At 38.3% G+C, this 11,869-nt stretch carries 11 protein-coding genes and 1 pseudogene; 2 read left to right on the top strand and 10 right to left on the bottom strand.

Annotated elements, in window-relative coordinates:
- Positions 1-114: 114 nt before the first annotated feature.
- The 4 genes from FJR37_RS16545 to menD all read right to left on the bottom strand — a co-directional run bounded on the left by FJR37_RS16545 (position 115) and on the right by menD (position 6,001).
- Entirely contained in the window at positions 115-1,152 is a 1,038-nt protein-coding gene (locus tag FJR37_RS16545) for an agmatinase family protein (RefSeq protein WP_168466560.1), read from the bottom strand.
- Between the two features lie 272 nt (positions 1,153-1,424).
- Positions 1,425-2,345, bottom strand: coding sequence for a 50S ribosomal protein L11 methyltransferase (gene prmA / locus FJR37_RS16540; protein WP_168466559.1), 921 nt, complete (start codon positions 2,343-2,345; stop codon positions 1,425-1,427).
- Positions 2,346-2,548: 203 nt separating this feature from the next.
- Positions 2,549-4,129 carry a phosphoglycerate dehydrogenase gene (serA, locus tag FJR37_RS16535; RefSeq protein WP_039201298.1) on the bottom strand — a complete coding sequence of 527 codons (1,581 nt, stop codon included), beginning with the start codon at positions 4,127-4,129 and terminating at the stop codon, positions 2,549-2,551.
- A 162-nt stretch (positions 4,130-4,291) separates the two neighbouring features.
- Complete coding sequence (gene menD, locus FJR37_RS16530; protein ID WP_039201297.1) at positions 4,292-6,001, bottom strand: 2-succinyl-5-enolpyruvyl-6-hydroxy-3-cyclohexene-1-carboxylic-acid synthase; 1,710 nt, start codon at positions 5,999-6,001, stop codon at positions 4,292-4,294.
- Between the two features lie 12 nt (positions 6,002-6,013).
- On the opposite strand from menD, the gene folB reads away from it, so the two are divergent.
- Positions 6,014-6,376 carry a dihydroneopterin aldolase gene (folB, locus tag FJR37_RS16525; protein ID WP_039201296.1) on the top strand — a complete coding sequence of 121 codons (363 nt, stop codon included), beginning with the start codon at positions 6,014-6,016 and terminating at the stop codon, positions 6,374-6,376.
- Positions 6,377-6,522: 146 nt separating this feature from the next.
- Positions 6,523-6,840, top strand: coding sequence for a HigA family addiction module antitoxin (locus FJR37_RS16515; RefSeq protein WP_039201295.1), 318 nt, complete (start codon positions 6,523-6,525; stop codon positions 6,838-6,840).
- A 13-nt stretch (positions 6,841-6,853) separates the two neighbouring features.
- On the opposite strand, the gene FJR37_RS16510 is transcribed toward FJR37_RS16515, so the two are convergent.
- From FJR37_RS16510 to FJR37_RS16485, 6 genes and pseudogenes are all read right to left on the bottom strand, one after another.
- Positions 6,854-7,270, bottom strand: coding sequence for a hypothetical protein (locus tag FJR37_RS16510; RefSeq protein ID WP_168466558.1), 417 nt, complete (start codon positions 7,268-7,270; stop codon positions 6,854-6,856).
- Positions 7,271-7,374: 104 nt separating this feature from the next.
- Positions 7,375-7,644 (bottom strand): hypothetical protein, encoded by a 270-nt coding sequence (locus FJR37_RS16505; RefSeq protein ID WP_168466557.1) that lies wholly within the window; start codon positions 7,642-7,644, stop codon positions 7,375-7,377.
- A gap of 15 nt (positions 7,645-7,659) precedes the next feature.
- Complete coding sequence (locus FJR37_RS16500) at positions 7,660-8,649, bottom strand: ImmA/IrrE family metallo-endopeptidase (RefSeq protein WP_168466556.1); 990 nt, start codon at positions 8,647-8,649, stop codon at positions 7,660-7,662.
- Between the two features lie 182 nt (positions 8,650-8,831).
- A pseudogene (locus FJR37_RS16495) lies at positions 8,832-9,659 on the bottom strand (ABC transporter permease); the annotation flags it as partial.
- 510 nt (positions 9,660-10,169) lie between these two features.
- A complete protein-coding gene (locus tag FJR37_RS16490) occupies positions 10,170-11,369 on the bottom strand; it encodes an ABC transporter permease (RefSeq protein WP_174763438.1) in 1,200 nt (399 codons plus the stop codon).
- 75 nt (positions 11,370-11,444) lie between these two features.
- Positions 11,445-11,771, bottom strand: a complete 327-nt coding sequence (locus FJR37_RS16485; RefSeq protein WP_168466555.1) for a biotin/lipoyl-binding protein — start codon at positions 11,769-11,771, stop codon at positions 11,445-11,447.
- Positions 11,772-11,869 lie beyond the last annotated feature (98 nt).

The raw sequence follows: 11,869 nt of genomic DNA, 5'->3' as shown, positions 1-11,869 counted from the left end.
AATTGGTAATTGGAAAATTACTTCTGTCCCCTGTCCCCTGTCCCCTGTCACCTGTCACCTGTCACCTGTCACCTGTCACCTGTCACCTTTCCCCTGTCCCCTGTTCCCTGTTCCCTATTTCTGAGATAAATCTAATAAATTTGCTAACTTATAAACTGTTCGCGCCCCGACATTACCATCCCATTCAGCATCACCAACCTCACAAACATCAAAACCAATAATTTTTCTACCACTATTTACCAGTTCGCGGAATAGACAATAAACTTGTTCTAATTCCAGTCCACCAGGGACAGGAGTACCTGTGTTGGGGCAAAGTTTAGGGTCTAAACCATCAATGTCGAAGCTAATATAAACTTTTTCTGGTAAATGATTGATAATTTCTCGACATAAATCCAACCAAGTCTTACCAGAATATAGTTGTTGTTTAATTGCTGAATCATAATAACCAATAATGCGATTATTTGATTGATTAATTATTTGTACTTCATCATGACAAATATCTCGTACACCTACTTGCACCAATTTAGAAATCTGCGGTATTTTCATCGCATTAAACATAATAGACGCATGAGAAAATTCAAATTCCTCATAGGCATTACGTAGGTCTGCATGGGCATCAATATGTAAAATTCCCCAGTCATCATATTGATTAGCTAAAGCTTGAAAGTAGCCTAATGGTGAACTGTGATCACCACCAATGACCGCAACTCGTTTACCTTGATTTAGTGCTGCTTGTGATTGGGTAAATAACCAATGATTTACCTGTTCTCCAGCTTGGTTAATTGCCTCTAGAATAGGAGTTAAATCCGGTGAGTCTGTTAGGGATTTACCTTGGGCTTGACGTTCAATAATTATGGCTGCTTGTTGACGATAGTAGTTATTTTTTTCAATCATTTCCTGGGGGATTTCTACCATAAATATTCCCTGTTTCCAACCATCAGGATGATCAAAATCAAATAAATCTATTTGCAGTGAAGCATCTAAAATTTGCTGTGGTCCGTTGGCCGTTCCGGCACGATAGGAAACCGTGACTTCCCAAGGTATGGGGAAGATAATTAAATTGGCTGAATCGTAATTAAATGATAATCCCATGAAGTTGCCATTTTTTTCGGCTACGCTGTTGGGATTGTAGTTTTCAATGGAGTCGTTCATATTGAAAATTAGTGCTGATTAGGGATTGATATTTAGATTTTATCAATATTTGTTAATCTCGGCTGATTTTAATTAAGTAGTGAGACAGAATTAATTACACAATGTCATTGCGTAAGCGTTGCGTGGCGTTAGCCATATTGAAGGAAGTGAAATGAAGCAATCGCAAGGGTTGTGATTGCTTCCCTGCGATCGCAATGACTGTAAATATTTTTGTCCAATTACTTACCATTACTTTTGGTGATATCCAATAGGAAAAAATCCATAAATTATAATTAAGAACGACGGGCATTTAAACAACACCATTCTTTTCTTTTCCAGAGAGTAGCTACAATCCAACCATTTTGTTCTAAAGCATCAGCAACGGCTTTAGATTGTTCTAGTAAAATACCACTGAATATACCCCAAGTGCTAGGTTTGGTAATGGCGGTCATTTCTGGGAGTAATTCGATGATTACATCTGCTAAAATATTGCAAACAATCCCGTCTACAGGTTGATCAATGATTTTCCGGACTATGTCTACACTACCCTCAAGAGGGATTAAAGAATCTGGACGAATCTCATTCAGAGTGCGATTACTAAAGGTAGATTTTACGGCTAAAGGATCGTTATCAACGGCATAGACTTTACCCGCACCTAATAATATTGCCCCAACGCCTAGAATACCTGAACCACAACCAATATCGGCGATAATTAAAGGTTTTCTTGGTTCTTCTGTGTCTAGGAAGGATTGGGGAATTTCACCGAAGCGCATTTCTAGGGATTCTAAACATAGTTGAGTAGTGGCATGATTACCTGTACCAAAGGCTACGCCTGGATCAAGACGAATTACCAATCGGTCTAGGGATTCAGGTAGAGGTAACCAAGCAGGGTTAATGAGAAAGCGATCGCCTATTTCTTCAGGTTGCCAATGTTGTTTCCAGCTACTAGACCAGTCTTCTTCGTCAATTAAGCCCCAATGCAGCACGGGTGCGGTGAGTCCTACACACAGGGCATCTTGACGCAGCCATAGCGATAAAGCAGCCAAATCTAGCAGTTGTACTTTAAAGGTGGGTAAATAAGCCTTAACAAAAGAGACATTGCCCTTAATTTCTACTGCTGTACCACGACAGCCAAAGTTTTCTAACCGCCAAAATATAGTTTCTTCTAAATCTAGTTCAGATAAAATATTTAATTCCCACCAGGTATTTGCCATAGAATTTTAGATTGGTGATTGGTGATTGGTGATTGGTGATTGGTGATTGGGGAAAACAAACTATGATTTTTATGACTAGGATAATTAAGATAATCCTTCTAATCATCCTAATCAAATAAATCACAAAAATCATAGTTAAAGATGATTTTTCTAATTCTCAAATTATTTAATCATCTTCATCAAATAAATCCCAAAAATCACAGTTAAAGTGTGACTGTATAAGCGTCTCGAATACCTTCCACTTTTTTAATTTCTGCTAAAATGCCATCTGGTAAAGGATCATCAATGCTGAGAGCCATAACAGCGTCACCACGAACGATTTTCCGACCTACCTGCATACTGGCAATATTGACATTAAAGCTACCCAGTAGAGAACCGAGTTTACCAATAATACCGGGCATATCACGGTGTCGAGTAAACAGCATATATTTGCTGGGGGGAACGTTAATGGGGAAACCGTCAACATCCGTTAAGTGGATTTCCTTATCACCCAACAAAGCACCTGTAACAGAATGTGTACCTAGAGTTCCTGTGGCTTGAAGATGCAACGAACCAGCATAATCCCGTGCCGAAGCGTCCCTGGTTTCAATAACTCTAATTCCTCGTTCTTTAGCTTCTATGGTGGCGTTGACATAATTTACCCGTTCCCGCAGGGCTTGGTAAAGAAGTCCTTTCAGGGCAGCTATTACCAAGGGTTGACTTTTATTAGTTGCCAATTCTCCTTGCAGTGTAACATTAAGTGTCTCAACTCTACCGCCGGTGAGTTGACCAACTAAGTTCCCCAAGGTTTCCGCTAATTCCATGTAAGGCTTGAGTTCTTCTAGGATATCAGGACTAAGTCCAGGAATATTCACCGCGGAACGGGCGGATAGTCCTAATAACACATCCCGAATTTGTTCAGCCACATCTATGGCTACGTTAACTTGGGCTTCAGCAGTGGAAGCACCGAGGTGAGGTGTAAGAATAACATCTTTACCCAAGCGTAGCAATTCCGATTCACCTAATGGTTCGGAATCGAACACATCTAATGCAGCCCCGGCAATTACACCATCTCTGATTGCCACTGCTAAAGCCGCTTCATCAATAATGCCACCACGAGCGCAGTTAATAATCCTGGTAGTGGGTTTCATTAACGCCAAAGTTTTAGCGTTGATTAAGTTGGCAGTTTCTGTGGTTTTGGGAATGTGTAAGGTGATATAGTCGGCTTGCTGGAATAGCAAATTTAAGTCTACCAGTTGACAACCCAGTTGTTCGGCTCTTTCTGTGGAGATAAATGGATCATAGGCGAGGAGTTTCATCCCCATAGCCTTAGCGACACTGGCAACATGAGAACCAATTTTTCCTAACCCGACAACGCCGAGGGTTTTTTTGTATACTTCCGAACCAACATAACTTTTACGATCCCATTCACCACGTTTTACTGAAGCATTAGCATCAGGAATATGACGAGATAAGGACAACATCATGGCTAAAGCGTGTTCGGCTGCGGCAATGGTATTACCTTCTGGGGAATTGACAACAATAATCCCTTTGCGGGTAGCTGCGGGGACATCAACGTTATCCACACCCACGCCAGCACGGCCAATAATTTTTAATTTTGTACCGGCTTCTATAATTTCTTGAGTAACGCGAGTTCCAGAACGGATCATCAGCGCGTCATACTCGCCAATGATGGCTTTGAGTTCATCTGGTTTGAGGCTGGTTTTGACATCAACTGTAGCTACTTGGGAAAGAATATCAATACCAACTTGATCAATGGGGTCGGAGACAAGAACCTTAGACATAATTACTTGATTTTGGTTGACAGGTTTTGCTTTGCAAGACTTTTTAGTTTAATCTTTATCTGTGGCACTTGGGGAAATTTTATCGAAATCGGTTTTGATAGGGGACTTAAACATAGATCCCCGACTTCTTAGAGAAGTCGGGGATCTGAATATTTGAACTACTTACAAGTTACCAAATTTTACTAAATTTTCTCTTCTCCACATCACATCTCTTTTCCTGTTTGTCTTGACTTCCAAAACTCTAATTCCCATTTTTGGTAGTTGTTTTAAGTTATCTTGCAATTCTTCCCAAGAACTAATTAACTGATGTTGCACCTTGTAAGTCGCGCATAAATGAGAGAAATCAATATTTTGAGGAGTAGCAAAAAACTCTTCAAAAGGCGGATTGAATTTAGCAATGGGTAACATTTCAAAAATTCCTCCACCGTTGTTATTAATTAAGATAATTGTTAGATGTCCAATAAATTTATTGCTAATCAAGAAACCATTGGTGTCATGCAATAAAGATAAATCTCCCGTTAACATCACACTACTTTGCTGATGATGTGCTATTCCTAAAGCAGTGGAAAGTGTACCATCAATGCCATTTGCACCCCGATTAAAATAGGGTTTAATTCTTAAATTATTGGGTTTCCAGAAAAATTCCACATCTCGCACTGGCATACTATTAGCAATGAATATGGGTGTTTCCGGTGGCAAGATTTGGGAAATTAACCAAGCAATTTTACTCTCGATTAATTCATCTACATTTTCCAAATCATCATCAATATTTTTCCTGATTTGCTTTTCTACTGTAGACCATTTTTGTAAATATTCACTTTTTCCTAAATTTGCAATTTCCAACTTACCAATTTCTGTAACTGAAATTCTTAAATGGGTGGTTTTTCCATGTAAAGGGTCTAAATTTTGATCACAATGATCAATGACAAAACGTTGCGGTTTAGCACTGATTAACCAATTACGTAATTCTTTACTTGTGGGCATTTCGCCAATTTGGATAACTATTTCTGGAGTTAATTCTTGGGCAAGGTTTTGATTTCTGAGAATGATATCATAGGTGGAAATTAAATAGGGATTTAAATCTGCGTAATTTCTAACGGGGGAAAGTCCTTCAGCTAAAACAGGCCATTGGAGAGTTTGACAAAGGTTGGCGATCGCTCTACAATACTCCTCCGGGGCTTGTGGTTGGGCTACACCAGCGATAATAATGCCTTTTTGGTAATTGGTAATTGGTAATTGATAATTGGTAATTGGTAATGGGGTGGAAACTATTCCCGCAAAGAAATCTTCCACATCTAAGGTAAAATCTGTACCATCAGGAATGGGCGCGAGAGGGTCACGAAAAGGTATATTTAAATGTACTGCGCCAGAATTGGGAAATTGACAACGTTCCCAAGCGTGAATTACCGTTTGCCGGAGATAATCTAACATTCCCACATCTAGAGAAGGTGTAGCTAATTCCCCTTGCCAATTGGGATAATTACCATATAATTTCACTTGGTCAATAGTTTGTCCAGAATGACAATTCCGTAATTCTGCTGGTCTATCGGTAGTTAATATTAACAAAGGTACGCGACTTTCCCTAGCTTCAATTACCGCTGGATAAAAATTTGCCCCCGCAGTTCCAGAAGTACAAACTAATACTACAGGTTTTCCCGTTGCCTTGGCTTGTCCCAACGCAAAAAAAGCCGCTGAACGTTCATCTAAAATGGGAATAGCTTCAATATCTGGTATTTGTTGCACAAAAGCCACCGTTAATGGTGTAGAACGAGAACCAGGACAGATGACAGCGCAATTTAAACCCAAGCGTTTGAGGGTTTCTGTTAATACATAAGACCAAAGAAGATTAAGATTATTAAAAGTAAGTTGCATTGATTAGAGATTATGGACTGTATTCATTTAACAGGAATTCGTGGCTATGGTTATACCGGATTTTTACCAGAAGAACAAGCATTAGGACAATGGTTTGAGGTAGATGTTAAATTATGGTTGGATCTTTCTAAACCCGCTAAAACAGATAATATTGAAGATACTATAGATTATCGGCAGATAATTAGCTTAGTGCAAAATTTGCTAAAAACCTCAAAGTTTGCATTGGTAGAAAGACTAGCTGGGGCGATCGCTGATGGTATTTTAGAGGATCAGGAGGGGATTAATCAAGTACAAGTTATTCTCAGTAAACCCGCTGCACCTATTCCTGATTTTAGCGGCAAAATTAGTATTGAATTGACTAGAAGTAAAGTCTAATAGCGTAAGCACTCCGTAGGAATCGCAAAGGTCAGTATAGCATTCGGATCAATAAGCAATGGCGAATTTGTTTTAATTGGCCAGAGGAAGAATCTCAACCTTTCAACATCGAAATTACAGACTATTATTCTTAAAGGAGAAAAAATATGGCACGTCCACCCATTCATCCTGGTAAAATTCTTGCTGATGAACTTGATGAATTGCAAATGAGCGCCAGTGAGTTAGCCCGAATTCTTCATGTACCCACAAATCGGATTACTGAAATAATTAATGGCCAACGGGCAATTACTGCTGATACTGCATTACGATTAGGACAATGGTTTGGGACTGGTGCTGAGTTGTGGATGAATTTACAAAAGAATTATGAACTTAGACTAGCTGAACAAAAAAAGGGTGAAGAAATTGAGGCGACTATTTCTCCTCGAATATTATCTGAAGATAAACAAGTGACTCTATTCTGTTAATAGGATTTTTCGATTAAGGATCTGGGGTTTTGATCTCAATAGGTGGTGGGGGTAAACTTTCAATTAGTAAATCTCCCGTTACAGAGCGTAGCTCTTTTACACGGTCTTCAAGAATTACTAAGGCTGTTTCTTTTTTTGTCAGCTTACCATCTGCAAAAACTTCAGCAATATTTTGATTACATAAATCAGATGAAATAATTCTGCGCCGTATTTTATCAAAATCATTATCATTACTAATCAAGTTTATCAACAATTGCTCTAAACAAATTATCCTTTGACAGAGCCGTTGCTTAATATTAGCTAAATTAGAATTTGATAGAGCTTTTAAAAATCTTTTGTCACTAGTTAATATGTAAAAATTAGCTTCCTCTTTTGTTGCAGCAACAAGCAAAGCTTCTCCAGAGTCAATTCCTTCTAAGTAGGTGAACACAATAAAACCAAACTGTGTAAAGAAATGTAAAATCGCCCAAACCCTCTTCACTCTTGCCTCTTGCCTCTTGCCTCTTGCCTTGCCATAACGACAATTTTCAACGCTCACCTACTTACAGATAAGCATGGTAATTCTGAAATATCAATTGATCCCTGATCAATTTTTTGGCATTTATCAGCTATGGATTTAGCACTTTGAATACTTTGCTCTTTATATTTTCTTCTTAACCTAGACGAGCCACCAAAAAAATCTGAAGCTGTAGGTAGAACTCTAATATCTTTCTGAGATGTATTTAAACTGGTAATCATATCCCAAAAGAGATTGTATGATGCCAGTTCTAAAATGACATCATTATCAACTAAATAGACTAACAAGAATACACTCCTATCTTAGACAAAATTACACCCTGTTACCAGTCTAAGATATTCTTCGCTATCTGAGTCCAATTCTTCCCAGTCTAAATTATCAGAAAGAAATTTATTAATTTTTGCAGAAGCATTGGCTTTAGGTTCAATAATTTTTAATGCACCCATTCCAATAGGCCAATTTGATTTTTGCCAAGCATAGTTTAAAGCTACTACGCCGGGGTCTACTTGATCTTGATTACCAAGTTTGCGTGCAGTGCGTGCTAGATCTACAGCACTTGACATTTGCCTCCAACTATATTCATTTTCTCCAAAAAGCAGCTTCACAGCAAAATTATTAGCTTCTTCCTCTTCTTGGTCTTTAATCTCCTCTAGTATATTTTCATCAATTAACACTCCATCTTGAACATGACCAAAAACAATATGTCCCAGTTCATGGGCAATAACAAAAACTAAACGAGCAGAAAATTTCCAACCTGAACTAATTACAATTATTGGGCGACCATTTAAATGTGCAGCCATTCCATCCATTTTAGGAGTTTTTGGAGGGAAATCAGAAAAATGTATAACTGGAATGCCACAAGACCAACAAAATTTAACAAGACCATCAAGGTCTACCCAAGGATTATTTTTGAGAATAATTCTCCGAATTTCAGAAGCATCTGCGACAACTCCTTTAAAAGGCGATTTAGAAACATATCCAGTCATCTCAGCTATGCGTGTTGCTAACCTTTGAGCAACTAATAGGCTCTGCTCATCAGTAGTTTGCCTTTTTTTGAACTTAGAACTATTAACCTTTTTAAATTCTATGGGAACATTGGGATTAAACACTGATGCTATATCTAACCCTAGACGCTTGGAAATATAACCTGCTGCTTCCATTACAGCAACAGGATTTTTTTCCAAATCACTATTCCACCACTCAGGTAAAGCTTTCTCTTGAATGAATGTTGGTGGAAAACCCATTTTTGACAAACGAGCATATAGCGTTGGCATTTCCAGTGTTTGACTCATACAATCCCTCCGCTGACTATCAACTGACTCCAGACCTTAATTCGACACAGCATTTATATAATGGCATTCTTGCTGCATTTCTGGAAACATTTTTTGGTAGGAGTAGCTGTTTAGTACATATTTACCATATTATAGCATAATTTATAATGTAATGCACCATCTCAAATATCAAATCCATCTACTTAACTCAACTGATTACGAAACTTACTCACACTAATACTCAACAACACCACAGCAAAACCAAGCAATGCTAAAACATGAATCCACAGCACATCTAAACCAACTCCTTTGAGTAAAATACCTCGCACAATTGTGATGTAATGACGCAAAGGATTTAGTAAAGATAGAACTTGAAAGAAAGGAGGCATAGCTTCAATCGGAGAAATTGCCCCAGATGTCTGCACCATTGGTAAATTAATAAAGAAAGATGTGAGTAATACTTGTTGTTGAGAACGGCAAACAGTCGCTAACATAATTCCTAAACTAATTCCCACAAATACATACATACTTGATAAAGAAATAAATAGCAAAAAACTCCCCCGAAATGGCAAATTAAATACCACAATTCCCAAGGTTAAAGCTAACATGACATCCCCCATTAGCAAGAAAACCAAAGGGACAATTTTTGATAATAATATTTGCCAATTTGCGGCTGGAGTCATTAACAATTGTTCCAAAGTTCCTGTATCTTTCTCTCGGACAACAGTAACAGCGGAAACTAATGTACCAATTAAAGTCAAAACTAAACCCATAACTCCTGGTACAAAAAACCAACTACTCGTAAGTCCAGGATTATAAAGAAATACGACTTGAGGTGATACGGGAGGACTCTGTGTACCTTGTTCCAAACTTAAATTATATTGTTGGACAATTTGATTCATGTAGTTAGCAGCAATACCCGCTGTATTAGCATTAACCGCATCAATAAAAACTTGAATTTCTGCGGTTTTCTGTGCTAATTTACGGGGAAAATCAGGGGGAATTATCACCCCTACATCTAACTTCCCTTCTTCTACTTGTTGACAATTGAAGAATAAATTTCATAAAATAGGTAATAGGTAAGTAATTGGACAAAAATATTTACAGTCATTGCGAGCGAAGGGAAGCAATCACAACCCTTGGAATTGCTTCATTTCACTTCGTTCCATATGGCTAACGCCACGCAACGCTTACGCAATGACATTGTGTAAGAGAACTCCACAAAAAAAATGATCCAATTTTGTGGGATGGGCATCCTTGCCCGTCCTTGATGATTAGCGGGCAATTCGTCCCGCACCACAAGAAATTTTGGGATATTTTTTTGATTGGAAGTCTCTAATAAACCTGTGCTGCATGAGTTGTCATTGCGAGTGAAAGGAAGCAATCTCTTGACAACCGATAAACCACCTAACGCAAAAATCTCTCAAACCCTTATTCCTCTGTGTCCTCTGCGCCTCCGTGGTTGGTTAATCAGGATAATTTATTTCTTGGAAGTCCCTCACTAAATTATTGGGTCTGACGCACCCTACAAGAGATAAAATCTACATTACATATTTAGAAAACTTTGTCAATGCGTAAGCACTAGGATCATCTTTTTTGTGGATTTCTCTAATTTGCATCTTACTTAAAATCCGACGCGAGACATTAAAAAATATCAAACCTAAAACGATTAACATGAGAAAATCAAACCAAACTCCTGACCACCCTGTACCACGCAGAAAAGCATCACGAGTAATATCAATATAATAACGAGCAGGAACTACATTAGTGACAAGTGAAAGGGGAAAAGGAATATTACTGAGAGGATAAATAAAACCAGATAATAATAAAGAGGTAATAAACCCCACCAGAGAAATGATTTGTACCGCTGAATTTTGGTTATTGCTACGGACTCCAACAAGTAAACCGAACATTACACTATCTATCAAAAATATTAAAGTTCCCAGTAATAAAGTGATAGGGTTATTAACAACGCTTAATTTAAAAATAATTCCCCCCAATCCTATCACAACTAATGCTTCAGTTATGGCAATTAATAGATAAGCCATGCCTTTACCTAATAATAATTCTGTGGCACTGATACTAGAAGCATAAACTTGTAAAATAGTCCCTTTTTCTTTTTCTCTAACCATTGCGATCGCTGTTAGTAAAGATGGAAAAATCCATAGAATTACACCATATACTCCGGGAACAATATATAGAGATTCTAATCTACCAGGATTAAACCACAAACGGATTCTAGCGGTAATTCTTTTAGTAGCTGGTAAAAGTCCTTCTTGCTGCATAAAGAAATTGGTAACTCTTTGAATAGTACCTCTAATTACACGGGCATTATTAACATCTGTGGCATCAATTAAAACTTGTAATGTAATAGGTTTCTTAGCTTTAATATCTCGACTAAATTGAGGAGGAATAATGACCGCTACTTTGGCAATACCTCTGTCAATAGCATCTCGCGCTGGGTTTCCCCCTGTCCATTCTTTAGGGATAAATTGATTGGTGGCATACAATTTTTCAATATAGCTATTACTCAAGTTTGTATGATCGCTGTTAATTCTCGCTAATTTTACCTCTGCCTCTGTTTGCTTAGCTTGAGCTTGAGTTTGTAATAATTGAGCCTTAGCCGCCGCTACATTAGATTTTGCCTGTTGAATTCGTCCTTGGGTATCCCCCTCGGACTGTTGTAAATTCAGCTTTGCTTCCCTAATTTGACTGTTAATTTGTTCAATTTCGCTTTGCACCCTATCCACCTCTGCAATCGCCTGTTGTTCATCGGATTGTGCAGATGTTATCCGTGCTTCAGTGCCTCGTAATTGCTATTGTAACAGTTGATCATTACTGTCGTCTAACTTAATTAATTCTTGTCCTTTTTTGACATAAGCCCCTTCTCTCAAGGCAATGGACTCGATTCTTCCCGAACGTTTAATCCCGATTTCGGTTTCGTAGCCCTCGATTCTACCACTTAATTTGAGTACATCTACTTCTCCCTGGGGGCGATTTTGCCACAGGACATAACCAAGACTACCCCCCACGACTAACAACCCCAACAACAAAGGAATTGGTTTTTTACCCTTTCGCTGCTTAGATGGTGGTATAGGAACATTAAGAAAATTGTCTGGAGATGTTGGCGCAGTTTGAGACATAGTAGCATACTAAATTATCAACCTCTACCTTAAAATATATACTAGACTGTCTAGTCAATACTATTGCCAAAGCCCTGAAATCCTATTGATATAGATAG

It is taken from the genome of Aphanizomenon sp. UHCC 0183 (assembly GCF_009712065.1).
In the GTDB taxonomy this organism is placed as follows: domain Bacteria; phylum Cyanobacteriota; class Cyanobacteriia; order Cyanobacteriales; family Nostocaceae; genus Dolichospermum; species Dolichospermum heterosporum.
This window is presented reverse-complemented; position numbering and strand designations above follow the sequence as displayed.

Excerpts from the sequence above, each read along its gene's own strand:
- FJR37_RS16545 (WP_168466560.1), bottom strand. The coding sequence starts at position 1,152 with ATGAACGACTCCATTGAAAACTACAATCCCAACAGCGTAGCCGAAAAA.
- prmA (WP_168466559.1), bottom strand. The coding sequence starts at position 2,345 with ATGGCAAATACCTGGTGGGAATTAAATATTTTATCTGAACTAGATTTA.
- serA (WP_039201298.1), bottom strand. The coding sequence starts at position 4,129 with ATGTCTAAGGTTCTTGTCTCCGACCCCATTGATCAAGTTGGTATTGAT.
- menD (WP_039201297.1), bottom strand. The coding sequence starts at position 6,001 with ATGCAACTTACTTTTAATAATCTTAATCTTCTTTGGTCTTATGTATTA.
- folB (WP_039201296.1), top strand. The coding sequence starts at position 6,014 with ATGGACTGTATTCATTTAACAGGAATTCGTGGCTATGGTTATACCGGA.
- FJR37_RS16515 (WP_039201295.1), top strand. The coding sequence starts at position 6,523 with ATGGCACGTCCACCCATTCATCCTGGTAAAATTCTTGCTGATGAACTT.
- FJR37_RS16500 (WP_168466556.1), bottom strand. The coding sequence starts at position 8,649 with ATGAGTCAAACACTGGAAATGCCAACGCTATATGCTCGTTTGTCAAAA.
- FJR37_RS16485 (WP_168466555.1), bottom strand. The coding sequence starts at position 11,771 with ATGTCTCAAACTGCGCCAACATCTCCAGACAATTTTCTTAATGTTCCT.